Source organism: Gracilimonas sp., assembly GCF_040218225.1.
In the GTDB taxonomy this organism is placed as follows: domain Bacteria; phylum Bacteroidota; class Rhodothermia; order Balneolales; family Balneolaceae; genus Gracilimonas.
Window position 1 is genome coordinate 274,341 of sequence record NZ_JAVJQO010000006.1, and the last position, 19,485, is coordinate 293,825.

Annotated in this window: 23 protein-coding genes and 2 pseudogenes; 11 read left to right on the forward strand and 14 right to left on the reverse strand. The window is 34.5% G+C overall.

Annotation, left to right across the window (positions count from 1 at the left end):
- Position 1 precedes the first annotated feature (1 nt).
- The 5 genes from RIB15_RS08365 to RIB15_RS08385 form a co-directional block, all read right to left on the reverse strand.
- Positions 2–916: a hypothetical protein gene (locus tag RIB15_RS08365; protein ID WP_350201693.1), complete on the reverse strand. Its 915-nt coding sequence runs from the start codon at positions 914–916 to the stop codon at positions 2–4.
- Positions 917–928: 12 nt separating this feature from the next.
- Positions 929–1,411, reverse strand: coding sequence for a hypothetical protein (locus RIB15_RS08370; RefSeq protein WP_350201694.1), 483 nt, complete (start codon positions 1,409–1,411; stop codon positions 929–931).
- Between the two features lie 9 nt (positions 1,412–1,420).
- Complete coding sequence (locus RIB15_RS08375) at positions 1,421–2,062, reverse strand: 7-cyano-7-deazaguanine synthase (protein WP_350201695.1); 642 nt, start codon at positions 2,060–2,062, stop codon at positions 1,421–1,423.
- Positions 2,059–2,805: an SDR family NAD(P)-dependent oxidoreductase gene (locus RIB15_RS08380; protein ID WP_350201696.1), complete on the reverse strand. Its 747-nt coding sequence runs from the start codon at positions 2,803–2,805 to the stop codon at positions 2,059–2,061. The genes RIB15_RS08375 and RIB15_RS08380 overlap by 4 nt, the downstream gene beginning before the upstream one ends.
- A 270-nt stretch (positions 2,806–3,075) precedes the next feature.
- A complete protein-coding gene (locus RIB15_RS08385; protein WP_350201697.1) occupies positions 3,076–3,312 on the reverse strand; it encodes a hypothetical protein in 237 nt (78 codons plus the stop codon).
- Between the two features lie 127 nt (positions 3,313–3,439).
- Between RIB15_RS08385 and RIB15_RS08390 the strand changes: the two genes are divergently transcribed.
- Positions 3,440–4,516: a PIN domain-containing protein gene (locus RIB15_RS08390; protein WP_350201698.1), complete on the forward strand. Its 1,077-nt coding sequence runs from the start codon at positions 3,440–3,442 to the stop codon at positions 4,514–4,516.
- Between the two features lie 23 nt (positions 4,517–4,539).
- Here RIB15_RS08390 and RIB15_RS08395 read toward each other — a convergent pair whose 3' ends face one another.
- Together RIB15_RS08395 and RIB15_RS08400 are read right to left on the reverse strand one after the other, a co-directional pair.
- Positions 4,540–5,043, reverse strand: coding sequence for an antirestriction protein ArdA (locus tag RIB15_RS08395; protein ID WP_350201699.1), 504 nt, complete (start codon positions 5,041–5,043; stop codon positions 4,540–4,542).
- Between the two features lie 33 nt (positions 5,044–5,076).
- Positions 5,077–5,277 carry a hypothetical protein gene (locus RIB15_RS08400; protein ID WP_350201700.1) on the reverse strand — a complete coding sequence of 67 codons (201 nt, stop codon included), beginning with the start codon at positions 5,275–5,277 and terminating at the stop codon, positions 5,077–5,079.
- Between the two features lie 287 nt (positions 5,278–5,564).
- Here RIB15_RS08400 and RIB15_RS08405 point away from each other — a divergent pair, with 287 nt between their 5' ends.
- Positions 5,565–6,371 (forward strand): DNA/RNA non-specific endonuclease, encoded by an 807-nt coding sequence (locus RIB15_RS08405; protein ID WP_350201701.1) that lies wholly within the window; start codon positions 5,565–5,567, stop codon positions 6,369–6,371.
- 3 nt (positions 6,372–6,374) lie between these two features.
- A complete protein-coding gene (locus tag RIB15_RS08410; RefSeq protein ID WP_350201702.1) occupies positions 6,375–7,049 on the forward strand; it encodes a DUF998 domain-containing protein in 675 nt (224 codons plus the stop codon).
- A gap of 34 nt (positions 7,050–7,083) precedes the next feature.
- Here the strand turns inward: RIB15_RS08410 and RIB15_RS08415 are convergent, their stop codons facing one another.
- The 6 genes from RIB15_RS08415 to RIB15_RS08440 form a co-directional block, all read right to left on the reverse strand.
- Positions 7,084–8,064: a hypothetical protein gene (locus tag RIB15_RS08415; RefSeq protein ID WP_350201703.1), complete on the reverse strand. Its 981-nt coding sequence runs from the start codon at positions 8,062–8,064 to the stop codon at positions 7,084–7,086.
- Positions 8,042–8,353, reverse strand: coding sequence for a hypothetical protein (locus RIB15_RS08420; protein ID WP_350201704.1), 312 nt, complete (start codon positions 8,351–8,353; stop codon positions 8,042–8,044). Before RIB15_RS08420 ends, RIB15_RS08415 begins: the two co-directional genes overlap by 23 nt.
- A 147-nt stretch (positions 8,354–8,500) precedes the next feature.
- Positions 8,501–9,010 (reverse strand): DinB family protein, encoded by a 510-nt coding sequence (locus tag RIB15_RS08425; protein ID WP_350201705.1) that lies wholly within the window; start codon positions 9,008–9,010, stop codon positions 8,501–8,503.
- Between the two features lie 36 nt (positions 9,011–9,046).
- Positions 9,047–9,385, reverse strand: a complete 339-nt coding sequence (locus RIB15_RS08430) for a cupin domain-containing protein (protein WP_350201706.1) — start codon at positions 9,383–9,385, stop codon at positions 9,047–9,049.
- 56 nt (positions 9,386–9,441) lie between these two features.
- A complete protein-coding gene (locus RIB15_RS08435) occupies positions 9,442–9,723 on the reverse strand; it encodes a GNAT family N-acetyltransferase (protein WP_350202052.1) in 282 nt (93 codons plus the stop codon).
- A gap of 261 nt (positions 9,724–9,984) precedes the next feature.
- Complete coding sequence (locus RIB15_RS08440) at positions 9,985–10,755, reverse strand: MBL fold metallo-hydrolase (RefSeq protein WP_350201707.1); 771 nt, start codon at positions 10,753–10,755, stop codon at positions 9,985–9,987.
- Positions 10,756–10,869: 114 nt separating this feature from the next.
- Here RIB15_RS08440 and RIB15_RS08445 point away from each other — a divergent pair, with 114 nt between their 5' ends.
- The 3 genes from RIB15_RS08445 (at position 10,870) to RIB15_RS08455 (ending at position 14,045) form a co-directional block, all read left to right on the forward strand.
- Entirely contained in the window at positions 10,870–11,199 is a 330-nt protein-coding gene (locus RIB15_RS08445; RefSeq protein ID WP_350201708.1) for a winged helix-turn-helix transcriptional regulator, read from the forward strand.
- Positions 11,200–11,435: 236 nt separating this feature from the next.
- Entirely contained in the window at positions 11,436–12,668 is a 1,233-nt protein-coding gene (locus tag RIB15_RS08450; protein WP_350201709.1) for a VRR-NUC domain-containing protein, read from the forward strand.
- A 99-nt stretch (positions 12,669–12,767) separates the two neighbouring features.
- Entirely contained in the window at positions 12,768–14,045 is a 1,278-nt protein-coding gene (locus tag RIB15_RS08455; protein ID WP_350201710.1) for an NAD(P)/FAD-dependent oxidoreductase, read from the forward strand.
- Here RIB15_RS08455 and RIB15_RS08460 read toward each other — a convergent pair.
- Positions 14,042–14,947 carry a LysR family transcriptional regulator gene (locus RIB15_RS08460; RefSeq protein ID WP_350201711.1) on the reverse strand — a complete coding sequence of 302 codons (906 nt, stop codon included), beginning with the start codon at positions 14,945–14,947 and terminating at the stop codon, positions 14,042–14,044. The genes RIB15_RS08455 and RIB15_RS08460 overlap by 4 nt on opposite strands.
- Before the next feature lie 100 nt (positions 14,948–15,047).
- Here RIB15_RS08460 and RIB15_RS08465 point away from each other — a divergent pair, with 100 nt between their 5' ends.
- The 5 genes and pseudogenes from RIB15_RS08465 to RIB15_RS08485 form a co-directional block, all read left to right on the forward strand.
- Entirely contained in the window at positions 15,048–15,713 is a 666-nt protein-coding gene (locus RIB15_RS08465; protein WP_350201712.1) for a DsbA family oxidoreductase, read from the forward strand.
- A 2-nt stretch (positions 15,714–15,715) separates the two neighbouring features.
- Entirely contained in the window at positions 15,716–16,846 is a 1,131-nt protein-coding gene (locus RIB15_RS08470) for an FAD binding domain-containing protein (protein ID WP_350201713.1), read from the forward strand.
- 57 nt (positions 16,847–16,903) lie between these two features.
- Positions 16,904–18,481, forward strand: coding sequence for a cation:proton antiporter domain-containing protein (locus RIB15_RS08475; RefSeq protein WP_350201714.1), 1,578 nt, complete (start codon positions 16,904–16,906; stop codon positions 18,479–18,481).
- A pseudogene (locus RIB15_RS08480) lies at positions 18,478–19,005 on the forward strand (DsbA family protein). Before RIB15_RS08475 ends, RIB15_RS08480 begins: the two are co-directional and overlap by 4 nt.
- A gap of 81 nt (positions 19,006–19,086) precedes the next feature.
- Positions 19,087–19,278 (forward strand): annotated as a pseudogene (locus RIB15_RS08485) (UBP-type zinc finger domain-containing protein); the annotation flags it as partial.
- Between the last annotated feature and the right edge of the window lie 207 nt (positions 19,279–19,485).

Consider the following 19,485-nt stretch of genomic DNA (forward strand, 5'->3'; position numbering starts at 1 on the left):
GTTAATAATTTAATAAGTCATTAATATTTATGTCTGGTAGGTCTTTATTTTCAAGAGTATGACCATTTGCCCAACATTTTTCAAATAAATTGCGGTATTTTTCTATAGAATCCTCTTTACTAATGTAAATTCCTTTAAGGTTTCTTTCTTCGTCATATTCAATTGTTTTATATACTGTCTTATTACTGTAGATACCAAAGTCAATACAATCGTTATTGAAGCCATAGTCCGACATCAACCTTTCAAACTCAGTAGCTCCTATAACCCGGAATTCATATTTTCTTGTATTACTATGAGCTGCAATAATTTTTTTACTAATCTCACTCATTAGCTCTACTTCATTTTCATATACAAATAACCGACTTACCTTTTTTACTTTCTTATTTTTTACACTCTCATCGACTTTTCGTAACCATTGTTTTTCATGTACATTTAATAACTCTGAATTATACTTAAGCCTATGTACAATTCTTATAAAGTCTTGACTAGAACCATTGAATGAATCTAATAATATATCACTCAAATAAAGATGCTCATGATTAATTTCAATTTCTCCTGAAGCAACTACAGAATTTAGTTCTTGCTCTAATCCATTAATTTTTTTTATAAAATATTCATTCAGTATACTTCCCTTTTTATTTACAATTCTATTGTTGATAAATAAAGCTCGAACATTATGTAAAATTCTAGAAATTTCATTTTCGATCCTCTCTATTTTTATTAGTTCTTTTCTCTCAACTTCTTTCAGGTTCAACATTATGAGTATTTCTATTAGACTTACCACGATAAAAATAATTAAGCCAAAAATTATACTATTAAAGTAAGGCTGACTTGCTAATTCATTGCCTAAAAGAATAGGTAGCGCAACACTCACAAGAACATTAATTATAAGAAGTAAGTAAAAGTAGTTTTTCAAAATCCAGAATTTTTAGTCATATAATTTATGAAGTAAATCAAATACATCACCTAGCTGACTTGTTTCCCACCAGGGAAATTCATCTGGGATATTAGTTTTATTAAATGCAACAATTTCGGAAACCAGATCAGATGTCTTGGGCTTATCTTCAACTTCAGCTAATATATTTAGACACATATGCCAGTGATTATTATCATCTGCCCAACTCACAAAATTTTGGAATTGAATACCCTCCAATTTAATGCTAGCATATTTCTTGGTAAGCCGATTAGCACATTGAAAAGCTGATTCTCCAAATCTTATCAACCCATGAGGAAAATAAAGACCATTTTTTTTTGCCCCATGTAATCCATCAGGTAATCTTAGGCCAAAAATATTTCTTCTATTGTGTAATATAATATCAAAAGTTAAATGTGCACCACCTTGTACTTCTTTCTGTAACGGTGGGCCAAAATTTGCTTCTTTATTTTCATAAAAGTATTCGTAATCTGACATTTTTCCCCTTTATTTTTGTTGAAATTCCTCTAAAGCCCTTTTTCTATCTAAACATGATATACATTCGTTGCAGGGATCATTCCTATCAATCCAACAACTCCATGATTTATCAATTGGGGCATTTACTTTAATTCCTAATTCAACAGCCTCTTGATCAGACATATGAATTAATGGCATGATTATTTCGACTTCACTTTTTATCCTTTCTTCTTTAAGAAAGCTTGTAGAAAAAGAAACTCTGCATGCGTTCTCTAGTATTCTAAAAAAATTATAGCTTGCATCAGCATGGACCTTACTATCTGATTTTAAGTGCCCCCCAATTATTTTTTTCGCATGTAAAATATCTGCATAATGTGCTGCAATCGAATAAAAAATTAAATTTCTCATTGGGATATATGAATCTGAACTACCATATACATTTCCATCACCATATTTTATTTGCCTAAATGATTTTATAAATGGTAGTTCGATTTCCAATAACTTAACCCCATAAGCGTGGCAAATTTTTTGGGCTGCCAAAATTTCCTTTTTAGGTCTTTCTGGAAATAAATAAGAGAGACAAATTACTTCACCATACCTTTCTAGAGCCCACGCTAATGCAATTGTAGAATCAAGCCCACCCGAAAAAAGTATAATTGCTTTACTGTTCATGCTGAAATTCCTCCATCAATATAAATTAGTTGTCCAGTTATGTATGAAGAATTATTTGATAATAAGAATTGTACCAAATCCGATACTTCTTTTGGCTTTCCTAATCTTTTCATCATCTTTTTAACAGCTTGTAAATTCTTTTTTTCACTATCAGATAACTTCCACCCCTCAATCCAATCTGTTTTTATGGAACCTGGTGCAATAACATTGGCTCTAATATTTGGAGCTAATGCTCGCGCTAATGATTTCGTCAACCCTACAACCCCTACTTTAGCAGAATTATAAATAAATGTATCTGCATCACCCCTCATTGAACCGCTCGAGGAGAAATTTACAATTGCTCCTCCATCTTTTTCCATCAATGGAATTGAGAATTTAGAGCATAGAAAAACAGCCGTTAAATCTATTTTAAGACATTTTTCCCATTGATCTAATGAGATTTTAGTAGGTTTTATGTTCCAGAGTTTTTCCGAGGAATATGAGGCATTATTGACTAAAAAATCTAATTTTCCAGATTCATCATAAATGACTTTAAAGACTTCTCTTATATTACTTTCAAGTAAAAAATTTGCTTGAATTGCTGATAAATTGTAATCCTCTATTAAAGACTCCGCTTTCTGTTTATTTTGATTGTATGTAAAGTAAACTTTACACCCTTGATTCTTTAAGTCAACACAAATTTTTTCCCCAATTTTACTCGTTCCCCCAGTAACTAATGCTATTTTACCTTTAAATTTATTCATAGCATTTTTTTTGCTATAAAAAACTTAAAAAAGACGAGATAAGAAAGTATAATTAGTTTTAGCCAAAAAGGATCGCAACTATTATCCCCGTTTGTGCCATAAATCCGATGTATACCCTATTTAAAATTCTTACTTCCAGTTTTGCTAAAGCTGTTTCTAAATCTTCAATATCCAAAAAACCATTAGTCCGAGCCTCAATGACTCGGACAATGGCTTTAATTTATTTTTGAGAAAATTTGGCCTTTCTCAGTATATGATCCGCTGAATAACTCATGGGGTCATTGCTTTACTATTTACTGATTTAGTACCCTGATTGGTTTGCTCATCAACTTGACGCACAACCAGTTCAACATTGAATCCAAAGAATTCAATTACCTGGGTCATACCATTGTCATCTTTGTGTGTCCAAGCAGCTCCAACCTTTTCCCAAAACTGCTCACCATCTTTGCTTTCTTTGATAAAATAGACATTGTGCGTTGGTTGTTTACTTTGTCCTTTGTCAGACATATTTCACTCCTTTGTTTGTGAATGGAAGGTGAATATGACACAAAGGCATTTATTTGAATACGCACAAAGATTTTTTGTAAGGAATTGTATTGAAATCGCTCTAACTATATGAATTCAATAATAAAGTATGGAACAAAAAAACATTTCAGATGAAGAGCTAAGAGAACAAGCTCAGTTAAGACTAGAAGAAAAATTCCCCGGTATAAGTAAGGAATGGAAAGAATTAACCCAAAACATCGGAATGGATGTAAAAAACAAGGTTAAAAAAGAAATTCAGGGAAACTTCATTTCAATTCAGGGCATTGGTCGACTCAATGCATCAGTTATTATTGACAATAACTTTGTTATTGCTCAAATGCGCGGAATCCTCAGTAGTGATAAAAAACTTGAAGATTCATTTATTTATCGTCTTTTGAACTCCATTTTTATCACAGCTTATGCTCCACCTAAATTAAAAGAGGAACTTTACGACAAAGTCGATAAGTATTTTTCTGATCAATATGAGGAAGCATGCGTTTTAGCTGAATACGTATTAGAAAGAGTTGTGATTAAAGAGGCCTATTTTGTTGATAATTGGATCAGTGCACAAAGAAAAATTGGAGATATCGATGAAGATGATGTACCATACTTAGCTCTTGCATTGGACATAAAAGGCCAAGCAATATTGTCATTAGACAAGATATTCCAGCACCAGAATGATGTAGTAGTTTGGGAGATGAAAGATGCTGGCAAAGTTATGGCAAGTTTTAGTCAAGGTGTTGCCTCTTTGGGACTAATTGGGACAGGAGCTATTACTTTAAAATCAATCTATCAGGTTATAGCATTTATTTTTGAAATCTTGATAGAGATTTTGAAAGATATGCTGAAAGCAATTATGGCATTATTTAGTCTTATAGTGAATTCTGCTGCAAATGTACCAAAAGAGATGTGGGCACTACTCTTAATTACATTATTAGGTAGCCTCTTTTTCAGTGAAGATTTACGAGCGAAAGGGAAAGAGTTTTACGATAAAGCTATTGAAAAATTCAGTCAATTTATTCGTGATTTTCGCGATTTTTTAATCCGTTTAAAAGAAGACCTATTAGAGCTTTGGAACGTTTTTAGCCCTGTTGCTAGTGTAACGGGTCAAATACTTCTTTTTTTATTTGCAGAGGTGAATTTAATGCTGAATGAAGTTAAATCTCTTGAACTAGATGAATTATAAAGCCCGGTTTCCCGGGCTTTATATTAATTGATGAATAAATGGTGTTCATCATGTTTTGTTTGAATGGAATAGAATTCACCATTGAGTTCCATATCTCTTGCCATTGATTTGTAATCAATATAATATTCCAGGCATTGGGGAATATCATAGCATCCAGATGTTAGCTCTTCAGCATAGTCTGATAAGCTTTCATAGCAACCAAGATAGTTATCTTCCAGCACCTCTTTCGCCTTATCAATATCATCATGAATATCTAAAAGCTCTGCACCAAGACGCTCATATTCTTCAATGAACAGTGCAAATTGACTGAGCTTTTCTGGCAGATAGCCACTTGGATCAAAACCACAGAAATATTCATAGTCATGGATTTGCCACTCTTCAGCCATTTCAATCGGTGAGGCTTTAAGCATCTGTTGGATATCTGTTTCAATATCCTCCGGATCATTAGCACAATCAATCCATGAACCATGAAGTATGCCGTTATTGTATGAGGCTAAACAGGCTACATAAACACGAGGTATATTCATTGAATTATCCTTTCTTGAAAAAGGAAGAGAGCACTAGGCTCTCTCCTGTTCATCTTTGTTTTCACGGACAACCAACTTGGTTTCTAATCCAAGTAAATTGATACTTTGATTTAAACCTTTCTGATCTTTGTGAGTCCAAGCAACACCAACTTTATTCCAGATGGCATTATCACCTTCACCGGATACGGTATAGACAGTGTGTGTAGGTTTTTTAGTTTGATCGACTGATTTCATAATAAACTCCTTTTCTGTTATTGGTTTCGAAATCGAGAAATGACCAATCCAAAGTTAGAGACGAGATGTCATGAGCCACACGTTTAAGCGGGCCAGCGTATTGACATCGAGTCGATTTGGATAAATTGACGCGATCCGAGAAACCGATGCAGAAAAGGATTAACAGAGTCGATCACTTAAAAAAACGCACAAGTATGTGGTGATTAGGAAAATAATTTAATTTTTATTGTAAGGAATACCTTCTAAATCCCTCTTACTTATACGAACCATAACTAAAATCCAGTAATATGAAACAAATATTAGGAGTTTTAGCACTATGGCTGATTTCAAGTAGTACAGTTTTAGGGCAATACCAAGAAATTCATACTAAACACTTTTTTAAGGGCTACCCAGCTGGTACACCAGAAAGCAATGACTTGATTATCCGAGATCTTTACAGTTTGAGTAATAATGATGAAACGAAGTTTGCAGACTGGGTTGCCTACCGTATTGATACACTTACTATGTCTGGAAATGATATGCCTAGAAATTGGAAATCAGATCCTTGGTTACATGAAAGCGAAACACTGGAAAAAGATGATTATGACGATGCTCATGCTATTCTAAAAACGGATCGTGGGCATCTAGCACCTCTTGGTTCATTGGACGGGAATCAAAACTACTTTGAGACTAATTACTTATCCAATATTACACCACAAAAAACAAACTTAAATCAGGGGCCCTGGAAAGTTCTAGAAAGATTCGAACGAGATATCATAACCACACACAAACTTTCTAATTATATTATAGTTTACACGGGCACATTGTATGAGAGAGAAATGGAGACTATGCCTCGTGCAGATGAAAGCGCAAAAGTCCCAAGTGGTTACTGGAAAATAATTATTGTACCCAAAGCAGATAATCAATTCGATACTGCGGCATTTATATTTGATCAAGACACTCCTCGAAATGTTTCTCCTATAGATAGCTTGGTTACGATTGATGAAATCGAGGAAAGGAGTGGTTTGGATTTCTTTTGGGAACTTGAGAATATAGAAGAAAACCAGCTTGAAGCGATGAGCAACTCATCATGGATTTCGCCTTTATTGGATTAATTTATGAGACAGTTATATCAAGATTTAATAGATTATTTAGGCCAAAAAAACGAAGGTATCTCTTTTGATTATCGCTTTTTAAGAGGTGCAATTGGTGCTGTAGCATTTGCATTACCAATTATTGTATTTTTCAGGTCAGACAAACTATTTGAGTTATCATCTATTAGTCATTCCTACTATACACCTGCGATAGACTTCTTTGTAGGGATTCTATTTTTTGTTTGTGCATTCTTAATAGCTTACAAAGGCCATACAAAAAAAGAGAACTTGGCAAGCTCTTTAGCCGCTTTTGCAGCACTCGGAGTAGCTATATTTCCAACTGATGAAATTAGAGGAAACGACTCTTTGACTGGTGATATCCATGCTGTCGCAGCCATAATTATGTTTTCCATTTTGGCCTATTTTTGTCTCTCCCCTTTTGCAAAGGGAGTTCAAGAAAAAATAGATAATAGTAGGCAAGGTGATACCAAAATTAGCGCCATGAAGAGGCGTCGTAGAACTTATTTATTTTGCGGGTGGGCAATTATTTTGATAATGGTAAGTTACGCAATTACCAATCTTATATCCCCTAATCTTGTCTGGAAATATAAATTGTTATTTTGGGCTGAGGCTTTTTCCCTGATGATTTTTGGAATAGCTTGGTCTGTAGCTGCTAAATATCTCCCTTATATGCGCTGAAAGTATACTGTATTTGAATTAGTGAGTAATTATATCAAATATTAAATCCGGCTACTATGCTTATGCCAAGTCGTTTTGAGATTGAATTATTCGTTTCAATTCCAAAAAAATCCTCGATCATAAAGTTAAGACCACCAAGTATTTTTGTACTTGCATCTTTATGGGTTAAATAAACTCCTAACCCCATATTACTAATGTATTTTTGATCTTCAATGGCCTTGCCTCTGTAATGCCCAGAAAATAATAGACGATGAGAAAATACTGATGGTAGTATACCTGCATCCATATTTAAATTAAAGATACCTCTACTACTCATGTAATCGTCACTGATTAATCCTTTCAAATCCTTTTTTTCGGTAATTGTTTGCGTAGCAGAACTTTCGATTATGTTAGTTAATATATATTCACTCTGACTAACTTCATCGGCATTATCTCCCAAATCGTAAGACACACTCACTCCAAAGAGAGTATTTTCCCATATATCTTTGCCATCACTATTTTCCCTTTTAAATAGATAGCCCACTCTATTGTAAGCTACTTCTAGTGAGAACCCTGGGGTTTTTTCATCAAATGAACCTTTTCCAAAATTAGTAGTGTCAATCAGTGAAACTGATTCAAGTTTAAGTCCACCAGAAAAAATAAAGTAATCAAATCTTTCATTGATTTTATGTTTTGGTTCATTTTTACCATAGGCTGTATAGTAAAATGAAATCTCACCTGTAGGGTCCAAACTACCCTCGTTGAAAAGTGTACTTACACCAGAGTTTGCAATTGCATTAACTGTGATTCCAAATTTATTGGGGAAGTATTTTTCCCTAACTATAGGTCTGAAATAGTTAAGTTTAATTGACTGTTCAGCAGAATTTATCGAAATAACATTGTCATTAATTTTAAATGCTCCCTCCCCTTTCGAGTCTTCAAAAAAACTATTTTGGGCAAAAACATTAGTACTCAATAATAGGATAATGATTGATATATATGACCATTTCATCTTATTCAGCTTTACAGTTTCCATTTACAATTGCGCCGTTTGGAATATTTCTATTTGTATAGTCAGTATCTGATTTAACCTTTTCTTCTACTTTGGTATTAAGAATTTCGTAGTCAAATTTGACTCTCCCTGTTGCTGAAATAATAATTTTATAATCGAGTTTTTCATTTACTTCTATATCAGTAACACTGCCCTCCCATTTTTTGGATGAGACCGGCTTCATTGGCACGATATTAATAAACTCTAAAACACAAGAAACATTATGAAGCTCAGCAACACCTTCGACCGTGATTTTATATGATTGTAGTGACATAATGTTGAATTATGACGTTATAAAAAGCTTTATATTTACCTTTAATATATTCATTCCCAATCTAATAGAAACGCATAGTCATGTGGTTTCTACAACTTATTGTCAATTTTCTGTTTTGTACCTGATTGAAAATATCAGCTTGTGCCTTTACCAAGCTTCAACTCCATGTTTTTCAGCATAATAAAAAAGTATATCAAAGCTTTCGGTAGGCTTACCTAGTTCCCTTAAAAGTATTGCAAGCTGTCCACGATGATGAACGCCATGAATGATTACGTGATGGAGTAACTCTCCGATAGGCATTGAACGCGTCTTACTTTCTTTGCCTGAATATTCAGCATAGTTATTGATTTTTTTGTCATCTAATTGAGATAAAAAAGTATACATATGCTCTTTGACCATATTCCAATCGTCCAAGAGGGGCTTGAATATTGGATAATCATCAGCCTTTAAACTAGGTCCTCTTTTATATCCACCACAACGGTCAAGCCATCCCCATTCTGCACTTAATAGATGAACAAGGGTATTTCTTATTGACGAATGCCCACCTGCTATTGATTGTGTAAATTCCTGATTTGTAAGTTTTGCGACTTCTTTAAATATCTTTTCATTCGACCAATAATGATATTCGTAGAGATTTCTTATATCGTTTACATTCATTTTTATAATCCTCTTTTACTATATAGTTGACATAATTTACTCACCGCCATCTGGTCCATAGAAAATGACCCAAACTGCGAGGTCTTTACTAAAATTTTCAAAACGGTGCACCGTCCCTGCGGGTACAAAAATTAATGATCCAGGTGAGATTTTTATTCGTTCTTTTCCGTTGAAAAACTCTCCTTTCCCACGAGCAACAAAATAAATTTCATCTTTGGAATGTGGTGATTGACTGTCAATCTTATCAGGGGCATAAAATTCTGCTTCCATTGTACCATGGCTGAAGACCGATATTGCTAAATCACCATCTTGAACAGGTCCTAATTTTGAAGCATCATTAAAGCTGATATGAACTGCCTCTCTATATTTACTCATCGATAAGCTCCATTGTTAATACAATAGTTTAATTGGTATAGGATCAAAAAGATAAATTAACTGTTTTCTACATTCATGCTGTAATATGAGAGCATTTCATTACCCTTCTTACGATCACCTACATAGGTGAGACCAAGACTTGCAAGCAACTTAATTGATTTCTCATTTTCTGGTGAGGTAAATGCAATGATGGTGTTTGGGATTTCTGATTTTATTTTTTTTAAATAAGCTCTGCATGCCTCTAGCGTATAACCATTTCTTTCATATTTGGGTAATAGTGCAAATCCAATATCAGGGAACTCCTCCTCTTCTCGTTTCATAAAAGTAACGATACCAATGGCTTTTGTTGTCTTTTTTTATTCGAAAACTGTGTAATAGGTATCTTCTCTATCAAGTATATTTAGAATATAATTTTCTGCATCCTTCTGGCTTTTGACATTTCTATCCCCTATAAACCTTAGCCACCCGTCTGAATTCACCAATTCGAATATAAAATTGGCATCATTTAAGTTCAGAGGTCGCAAAATCAATCTTTTGGATTCAGTCTCCATATTCATTTTATCAATTTATTTTCTGGATAAATTTTATTTGGGTATTTCTCATTGAGTAAACAACTTAACTTTTTCTCCATCATTAAGGATCTTACATTGCTTACTTAAGTTGTTTTCTTTTAAAAAAACATTTAGAAATTCACGGTCTTCTACACATGGACTTACCGCTTCTAAATGTGTTATCCAAATAGTCGAGTTTTTTGAATAACTTGCAAGCTCTTTGATATCCGTAGCCGTCATTGTTACTGGTTCACCAATCGAAAAAGTTGCCGCACCCCCTGCAAATATAATATGATCTGGTTTATGAATATCTATGTTTTTTTTAACTTCTGAACACCATATTGTATCACCTGCTATATATATATTTCTGTCCTGATACTGAATAACTAATCCATTGACTTGACCCATTTTTTCTTGGATCTTGCCTTCTCCATGTTTACCCTCGGTCAAATGAAGAACTGTTTTATCTAAAGTAAGTTTATCTTCCAGTTCAATAATATTTGAAAATCCATATGAAGATATTGGTTCAGATATTACTTTAGGGCATATTACTGCTGTACTTTTATTTATTAGTTTAATTGCTGTTTCATCTAAATGGTCTGGATGAAGATGAGAAACAAAGACCATATCAATGCTTAGAAGTTTCTTCTTTAGATCATCTATCCCAAATGGTAAATCAATGATAGGGTTTTTGCGCTTATCACTAGTCCATGGAAAAGCTCCAAATGATCCTTTTTTACCAAGCATTGGATCTATAAGAATCGTTAGATCTTGAATATCAAGTTGCAAGGTTGCGTTGCGCCATAATTGTAATTCCATACTAATTGAAATATTATATCCTCTTATTAAAATTTGACTAAACTTATCGGAGTATAGCATACTTACCAAGAGGGTTACTTTGATGTAACTTAGTTTTTAAAAAAAATGATGAAAATGAACTACAAAGACTTTGAAAATTGCGGACTAAATAAAGCACTTGATATGATATCGGGGAAATGGAAACCATTAATCCTTTATTTTCTATTTCATCAAGGCGAGTTCCGGTTTAACGAACTTTGGCGTTCTATGCCAAAAGTTTCTAAAAAAGTACTTTCTGAGCATCTAAGACAAATGGAAGCCCATGACTTGATAATAAGGTATGAACTCAACGGATTCCCGCCTGAAGTATATTATAACCTATCAGAAAAGGGGAAATCATTAGGTCCCATTCTCTCGGCATTAGATGATTTTGGCGAAACAACAGGTTCGCTTAAAGAATGGTAAATTAGATTGGGAAGACGCTCCATTTGCAAATAAAAAGAGCTAGGTAGTATCACTCTATCAATCAGAAGAGTTTGTAATAATCTCTTTCATGGTGGTAAGTTCCCCTATGGTCCAATAGAAGATCCTTCCCGAGACTCTATTTTACTTACACATTCTATAACTATACTAGAACACATCCTTGGACTTGATAATGAATTGAAAGTGATTTTTGAAGACTAAATGTAGTAGGTAACACCTTGAAAAACTGTAGTCATAAAAACTTAACGTGTCTTAATCCATACGAGTTAATTCGTAAATATCAGTGTCTGGATTGCGAAGAAGTTATGATGTGCGACTGTGACAAAAAAATTGGCCTTAAATATCTCAGTCATCAACTTTCAGAGGGTACTGAATTAAAAAATCAAAAAAGAATACCAGTCTCTCTTGGGTTTCAAAAAAATATCTGCCGAGAATGTAGAGGCTTAAAACCAGAAGTGTATCCAAAAGCAGAAATGTATGGTGCTACCTCAAAAATCAAACGCTACTACTGGAGAGAGCTTCACTTCAAGCAACTTGAAATTTTTGAAAGGCTATCGTCAAGAGGAACAGTAGATCCAATATTGGATACCTCTGAAGAGGTGCAGGAGCTATATAAAAAAGCAAAAAATAAGGCTCTAAAAGAAATTAAAAAGCTTCATAAAGAGAACCCTAAATATGAATATAATGAGCTTACAGAGCCCGAGGTTATAGAGAAGTATAATATTGATGTATTAAACTTTAAAGGCACTTACATAAAATCATCTAAACATGAGAAATCTAAAGTTCAATATAAAGATGAACCAGTTACTGTCGAAGATTATGTAAGGCTTAAGTTTAGGGAAGATGGTTATGATAGCCTCTTCCTCGAGAGCAGACCATTGCACGCTCTTTTTGGAGTGTTCATGTGGATTTTGATTCAAGATCCAGTAGATCCTAAAAACCGCATGGTTGGTTTCGGAGATAGAAATGCATTTGAAAAGAATGGTGAGAAAGTCCTAATTCATACATTTTTACCAGAAGATTTTGGCACCTCTGGCTATTATGAACGGCGGAAAAATGCAATTAATAAACATATTAGCGAGCTAGAGCAGGAACAATCGGATTTAGATTGGTTATTCAGGTATTGGAGCCAACATAGCTATAACTTTAGGCAGTACTTATGGGCACACAAAGAGACTGATTTAATTAGAGCAAAAGAATTGCTTAACGTACTTCCTACGTCTACTATTCTAAAAATCTTGAGGTATTTAGTCTCCGATTATTGGGGAAATTACGTTGGCTGGCCTGATTTATTAGCTTTTAAAGATAATGACTTCATTTTTTTAGAAGTAAAATCCACCGGCGATAGTTTATCTGATGTTCAAAAGAATTGGATCAAGAATAACTATGAACACTTAAAATTTCCATTTCAATTGGTTAAGGTTCATAAACATAAAGAAATAGAAATTTAGCCACTTTTCTCAGCTCTACAAGAGAGTTTTTATTTGCGTAATTTAAAAAGGTAGTATAATTTTTTAATATACTTTTTTATAAAACGCAAAGGCAGTAAAATGAATCTTCTAAAACAAAACAGTACACCATCCAATAAATTACAATTAATTGGAAGGGCACATTCTCAAAAAAGCTATGAGTTACGTGATTTCTTAAAGCGTAGTGTTGTTAATTTTGAATGGATTGAAATTAATAATGATGAAGAGGCAAAAAAGTTTGCTGGTATTTCCTCAATCAGTGACCGTCTTTTACCTATATGTATATTCCCTGATGGAACACGTTTGTATACACCTTCTTTAAGAGAGGTCGCTGATCGCCTAGGGTGGATCTCCAAACCCAAGTATGAAGAATACGATGTATCAATCTATGGTGCTGGTCCTGCTGGATTAAGCGCAGCTGTTTACGCTGCCTCCGAAGGATTAAAAACTATTGTAATAGAAAGGAACGCAGTCGGTGGCCAAGCTGGAAGTAGCTCACTTATTGAAAATTTTCTAGGCTTTCCTTCGGGTATTAGCGGAGCTGATCTTGCAGAACGTGCCCGTCAACAAGCAGTAAAATTTGGCTGTGAGATTCTACTTCTAAGAGAAGGTGTTCATGCAGAATTTATTGATGGAAAAATTCATGCTGACTTAGCAGATGGCGGAAAGATTATTGCTAAAACAAACATCTGCGCGACTGGAGTTGAATATCAGCGATTAAATATAGCCAATGAGGATAAATTTCTAGGTGCGGGAATTTTTTATGGGTCAGGAGCCAGCGAGGCGCCAATGTGTTCAGGTCAAACTGTATTTGTCATCGGTGGAGGGAATTCAGCTGGTCAAGCAGCCATGAATATGTCAGAGTATGCGAGTAAAGTCGTAATGTTAGTTCGTGGCGATTCACTTTCTTCTACCCTTTCACATTATTTGATCGAAAAGATTGAAAATACGAGTAACATTAAAGTTCTCACAAATACAGAGTTAGTTGAAGTTGATGGTGATAAAACTCTTAAAGAAATTACTATCTTAAACAATAATGATGACTCGACAGAAATTTTTAACGCATCGCGTATCTTTATTTGTATAGGGGGAAAACCTCACACAGAATGGGCAAAAGAAACAAAGATCATTAGAAATGAAAAAAATTATCTTATTACAGGTACTCAATTACTAAAAGATGAGAACTTTACTAAAATTTGGCCTCTAGACCGAGAACCATACTTTTTAGAAACAAGTGTACCTGGATCATTTGCTGCTGGTGATGTGCGTCATGGTTCAATCAAGCGTGTTGCGTCCGCAGTTGGTGAAGGAGCTATGGCGGTAACTTTCATACACAAATATCTTCAAGAAGCTTATTAGTGACCAAATTTTGAAAATAATTCATTTAGGAAATCAAGAAACACTTCAACCTTTTTCAAGCTTTTTCTGTTTTCTAAGTAGACCGCATAAATGCACGAATCTTCACGACCTTTATGAAAAACATGATCCGACATAACTGTTGTTAGTTTCTTTTTTTCTAAACTTGGTTTGATAAGCCAATCTGGTAATAAAGCAATGCCAAGACCATGTTCAGCTGCCTCTAATATGACTTCTGCATTATTTACTTGAAAGGAGCCCTTAATCTCAATTTTATGATTTTTATTTTTTTTCTTGATAAACCACTCTTCACACCCATTTTCACTAGAAAAGATTAAACAGTTATGATTTTGTATGTCTTCCGCAGAATTAGGTGCTGGATGATCTGCAAAATATTTTGGTGATCCAACTAATTGAAATTTCTGTTCTGCAAGTTTAGTGCCTTTTAGATCAGATGTAATGTTCTCATTAATCATAACGACTACATCAGCATTGCTCTTTACCAGATTTACTGGTTCATCTGTAAGTCGGGCTTCTATTTGAATATCTGGGTATTCATCTAGGAAATGGCAAAGTACAGGTGCTATACATAGTCTCCCGATTGCAACTGGCATATATAGTTTTAATTCACCTCTAGGAATAGAATCCAGGTTTTTGACGTGATAATCTGCCTCTATGATCTCTTGCAAAATTCTCTTTGCTTGAGGATAGTAAATTTCTCCTGCAGCTGTTAGTGAAACTTCTCTTGTTGTCCGGTTGAAAAGCGTAACATCTAATTCTTCCTCCAATTGGTTTACTAGTCTTGTAATTGTAGACGTAGCAACCCCTTCCTTTCGTGCAGCCGAAGAGAAGCCAGATGATTCGACAACATTAACAAATGCATGAAGAGCTGAAAGCTTATCCATCTATTGTTGCGTTTTTTGCAATTAAGTATATCATATATTTGGTATTGTTGTAATTTATAAAATAATGTAAGTTTACAGAAACGAACATATAAGGTTTAAAATGAGCCAAGTAACTATTCAAATTACATCCGACTTCATCTGCCCGTGGTGCTTTGTAGCAGAGAGAAGACTTTCTCATATAATAAAAAAACTCACTAAGACTATTTCATTTGAAATAATAGCACAACCATATGAATTAAATCCAACCCTAAGTACAAAAGGTTTAAATAGGAAAATTTATAGAAGCCAAAAATTTGGCAGTTGGGAAAATTCAATACTTTTAGACAAAAAGGTAATATTAGCATCTACTGAAGATGACACAAATTTTAATTTTGAGAAAATTACAGTAACACCCAACACTAACAAAGCACACCGCCTTATTTGGTATATACAACAAGAAAGAAAAGCAGAACAATTAAAAGCTCTTGGTGCAATTTTTTCAGGGTACTTTACGGATGGGCGTGATATTGGCCAAACAGAAGTGCTTGCTGATATAATTTCACCATTAGGATTCAAAAAAGACAAGCTTATTAATTTTCTGAATAGCAATGAGGGAAAAGAAGAGGTAGCTGCACAAGAAAAAAAAGCAAACTCGCTCGGAATAAAAGGCGTGCCTCATATAGAGATCAATGGTCAATCAACCTATGGTGCACAACCGCAAAGAATTTATGAACAACTTATTACAAAAACTGCAAAGAACTCAGAAACGAATAAATTGGTACGATAATAATGGAACAGCCAAAGGGGATTATTATCGGTGGGTCTTTGAGTGGTCTTTTTTTGGGTACACTTCTCAAAAATATTGGATGGGAAATAGAAATCTATGAAAGATCAGAGCATGATTTAGATAGTCGAGGTGGTGGTATTGTACTGCAACCGGATATACTTCAACTATTTCAAAGAGTTGGAATTAAACTAGGATTTGACTTAGGAGTAGATTCTAAAGACCGGATTGTATTTAATCCTGATGGCAGTGTAAGATCTCTCAAACATATACCTCAAACACAAACTTCTTGGAGCCTTATATATTCCAGAATAAAAAAGGCTTTTGGAGAAGAAAACTACTTTAAAGGAAAAAGACTTATTGATTTAAAACAAGATCAAGATTCAGTACAAGCTTTTTTTGAAGATGGAACGATGAAAACTGGACATTTTCTATTTGGGTGTGATGGTTTTCAGTCAACTGTTCGTGAAATAGTCAATCCAGATGTTAAACCTTTATATTCAGGTTATATAGCTTGGCGCGGTTTAATTCGCGAAAAAGAACTGCCAGAGGTAGCGCAAAAGTGGTTAGTCGGACAATTTGGGTTTGCAAATAATAAACATTCCCATGTACTTGGTTATTTAGTTCCTGGTGACAACAATAATGTATCCAAAGGCTCTAGGTACTATAACTGGGTATGGTATCGGGTGGTTGATGAACATGACCAACTCCCCAGTATTATGACTGATAAGAACAACTATCAAAGAAAGTTTTCTTTGCCAGAAGGGTCTATGAAAGATGAGTGGAAGCAGCATATTAATGAAGAGGCTGACCTTTTATTACCCCCACAGTTTAGCGAGACTATAAAAGCAACACAAGAACCATTCGCTCAGGCCATTGTTGATGTAACAGTATCAAAGATGGTTTATAATCGCGTAATACTAGTAGGTGATGCAGCATTTACGCCAAGGCCACACACTGCAGCAAGTACCGCCAAAGCTGCAATAAATGCATTACTTCTTGAAAACTCATTAGTTGAAAATTCAGGTGATATTAGTAGTGCAATAAAAGCTTGGGAATCATCCCAAGTAATTTATGGCCACCGTCTTCACAAGCAAGGAGTTCAGACAGGAAATTATCTTTTATACAATAGGTGAAGGAATATTGCTTGATGACTTCATCAGCTTCAATATTGCTTTAGGTCTGATAACTAAATGGAAATTCTATCGATTGGATTAGCATATATATTAGGGATGGTCGTATCGATTATACGACTTCCTCCTTTAGTCGGCTATTTAGGAGCCGGTTTTCTACTTTCGATTTTGGGTTATAGTGGTGGAGAAACACTTAATGAAATAGGTCACCTTGGCGTGCTATTTCTATTATTTACTGTTGGATTACATTTAAGATTTAAGAACCTCTGGCGAGCTGAGGTTATCGGGGTGGGTGCCCTCCATCTTCTTATATCTAGTTTTGTTTTCTTTATGATTGCATTGGGTTTTAGATATACTTTTACAAGCTCAGTAATTATTGCTGTTTTATTAGGATTTTCAAGCACGGTCATCACGGCAAAATCATTGGAGAGTCGGGGCGAACTCGGAGCTTATCATGGAAGGGTGGCAATTGGAATTCTTATAATGCAAGATATAATTGCAATATCTCTTCTTGCAATAACTGCGGGTAGGACCCCATCGATTTGGGTATTTTCATTAATAGCTCTTCCTTTATTAAGACCTATTCTTATTAAAGCATTACAACTTAGCAAAGTAGATGAGTTATTACTTTTATATGGCCTTTTGCTTGCTATAGGAGGAAGCATAATTTTTGATTTTCTTGGTTTATCGTCAGAACTGGGAGCACTTACGGCTGGTGCATTAATAGCTGGTCACAAGGAAACTGAAGATCTTTCAAAAAAGCTATGGGGTTTGAAGGAAGCATTCTTGGTTGGCTTTTTTTTGGAGGTGGGTTTAGCAGGCTTACCATCAATGAATGAGTTAACCTTTTTTGTTACAGTAATCCTGCTTCTTCCGGTAAAAGCAATTCTATTTTTTGCCTTATTTATTGCGTTCAAATTACGTGCCCGAACAGCATTTATGAGTGCAATATCCTTGTCATCTTATAGTGAGTTTATATTGATAGCAGGAGTAGCAGCTGCTAGTACTGGTTTTATTCCAAACTCCATTGTTGTCTTATTCGCACTTTTGGTGTCAGCTTCATATGCTTTAAATGCACCTATAATTACAAGAGTTGAACAGATTTGGGAAAGATGGGAAAAGAAGCTTTTAAAATTTGAAAGAGATGTTAAACACCCAGATCAACAAGTTATTTCTTTAGGAGGTGCTCAATTTTTGGTAGTAGGCATGGGTAGTGCAGGAAAAGCCGCATACGATTATCTCAAAGAGAAGAATTTACATGCAGTAGGCTTAGATATTGACCCAGGACGTATTGAGGCAAATATTCAAGATGGTCGAAGGGTTGTTTATGGAGATGCTCAAGATCCTGAGCTTTGGAAAAATGTGAATATGCAACCAATAAAAGCTGTAATTCTAACCATAACTAATGCTGATCCTAAAATCTTAGCAACAAAACTGCTGCGTAAATACGGTTATTCTGGGGAAATAAATACACTAACCATGAAGTATGATGAATTTCAATTACTTCAGGGAGCAGGAGCTAATGCTGTATGTTTACCTATTATGCAGGCCGGGCAAAAGCTAGCGGAATTAAGTACAGATAATAATCTTGATATCTCTCATACCTCCATAAGATTAGAGTTCGACGCTCAGATATGAAAGAATTGACAGTGAAAATAGGAGATACAGATTACTCGAAAGGTGAAAAAGGCGCCATACTACAATTAGTGGAATATGGAGATTATGAATGCCCTTTTAGCCAACTTGGATATAGGTTAGCCTTAATATTAATGCGAAATACTAATTTTTCAATACGATTTACCATCAGAAATTTTCCTTTAAAAAAGCATCCTAATGCTCAGTTAAGTGCTGAAGCTGCCTTAGCAGCTGGGTCTCAAGGATTATTTTGGGAAATGCACGATTTGCTATTCGACAATTACCAAAACCTAAACAAATCAAGACTCACTGGACTTGCAAATGATGTAGGCTTAGATATAAAACTTTTCAGTGAGGACTTAGATCAAAGAAAATTTTGAGAGCGTGTCTATAAGCAACTTAAAAGTGGTATAAATCTGGGAGTAAGTGATACACCTACATTCTTCGCAAATGGTAAAAAGTTTAGGGGTAAATTGAGTTATAAAAGGCTAGAAGAATTTCTTAAAAAGTTAAACATCAAATACTAAATGGAAGCTGTCAATCATGATTTGTTCACAAACAAACAAGATAAACATAGAAGAAACTGATATTTCAGTTGTCAAGATTGTCTTGACAAAGGAGATAGTTGGGTTCAGCTTAGATTATGTATGGTTTGTGGTTATGTTGGTTGTTGTAATTCTTCAAAGAACAAACATTCCTTCAAGCATCATCATAGAAGTAAACACCCTTTAGTTAAATCACTTAAATTTAACGAAAACTGGATGTATTGCTACATAGATAACATTTATCTAGATATTTAAAATATCGGGTGGATTATGCAGACTTTTAAATGTTTGACATGAGTAACCATGTAATTCTTTTTTCATGAAATCAGTTTATGCACTTTTTTGCAAAAGCTATCCACTATTACGGTGTATTCTTTTTCTAAATAAAGTTCGCTTTTCCTCTAAATTTGTGCGTAGCACACCTTCGTTTAATTCCATAACATTCCCGAAAATGGAGTAGTT

Excerpts from the sequence above, each read along its gene's own strand:
- RIB15_RS08370 (WP_350201694.1), bottom strand. The coding sequence starts at position 1,411 with ATGTCAGATTACGAATACTTTTATGAAAATAAAGAAGCAAATTTTGGC.
- RIB15_RS08375 (WP_350201695.1), bottom strand. The coding sequence starts at position 2,062 with ATGAACAGTAAAGCAATTATACTTTTTTCGGGTGGGCTTGATTCTACA.
- RIB15_RS08380 (WP_350201696.1), bottom strand. The coding sequence starts at position 2,805 with ATGAATAAATTTAAAGGTAAAATAGCATTAGTTACTGGGGGAACGAGT.
- RIB15_RS08385 (WP_350201697.1), bottom strand. The coding sequence starts at position 3,312 with ATGTCTGACAAAGGACAAAGTAAACAACCAACGCACAATGTCTATTTT.
- RIB15_RS08390 (WP_350201698.1), top strand. The coding sequence starts at position 3,440 with ATGGAACAAAAAAACATTTCAGATGAAGAGCTAAGAGAACAAGCTCAG.
- RIB15_RS08395 (WP_350201699.1), bottom strand. The coding sequence starts at position 5,043 with ATGAATATACCTCGTGTTTATGTAGCCTGTTTAGCCTCATACAATAAC.
- RIB15_RS08400 (WP_350201700.1), bottom strand. The coding sequence starts at position 5,277 with ATGAAATCAGTCGATCAAACTAAAAAACCTACACACACTGTCTATACC.
- RIB15_RS08405 (WP_350201701.1), top strand. The coding sequence starts at position 5,565 with ATGAAACAAATATTAGGAGTTTTAGCACTATGGCTGATTTCAAGTAGT.
- RIB15_RS08410 (WP_350201702.1), top strand. The coding sequence starts at position 6,375 with ATGAGACAGTTATATCAAGATTTAATAGATTATTTAGGCCAAAAAAAC.
- RIB15_RS08415 (WP_350201703.1), bottom strand. The coding sequence starts at position 8,064 with ATGGAAACTGTAAAGCTGAATAAGATGAAATGGTCATATATATCAATC.
- RIB15_RS08420 (WP_350201704.1), bottom strand. The coding sequence starts at position 8,353 with ATGTCACTACAATCATATAAAATCACGGTCGAAGGTGTTGCTGAGCTT.
- RIB15_RS08425 (WP_350201705.1), bottom strand. The coding sequence starts at position 9,010 with ATGAATGTAAACGATATAAGAAATCTCTACGAATATCATTATTGGTCG.
- RIB15_RS08430 (WP_350201706.1), bottom strand. The coding sequence starts at position 9,385 with ATGAGTAAATATAGAGAGGCAGTTCATATCAGCTTTAATGATGCTTCA.
- RIB15_RS08440 (WP_350201707.1), bottom strand. The coding sequence starts at position 10,755 with ATGGAATTACAATTATGGCGCAACGCAACCTTGCAACTTGATATTCAA.
- RIB15_RS08445 (WP_350201708.1), top strand. The coding sequence starts at position 10,870 with ATGAACTACAAAGACTTTGAAAATTGCGGACTAAATAAAGCACTTGAT.
- RIB15_RS08455 (WP_350201710.1), top strand. The coding sequence starts at position 12,768 with ATGAATCTTCTAAAACAAAACAGTACACCATCCAATAAATTACAATTA.
- RIB15_RS08460 (WP_350201711.1), bottom strand. The coding sequence starts at position 14,947 with ATGGATAAGCTTTCAGCTCTTCATGCATTTGTTAATGTTGTCGAATCA.
- RIB15_RS08465 (WP_350201712.1), top strand. The coding sequence starts at position 15,048 with ATGAGCCAAGTAACTATTCAAATTACATCCGACTTCATCTGCCCGTGG.
- RIB15_RS08470 (WP_350201713.1), top strand. The coding sequence starts at position 15,716 with ATGGAACAGCCAAAGGGGATTATTATCGGTGGGTCTTTGAGTGGTCTT.
- RIB15_RS08475 (WP_350201714.1), top strand. The coding sequence starts at position 16,904 with ATGGAAATTCTATCGATTGGATTAGCATATATATTAGGGATGGTCGTA.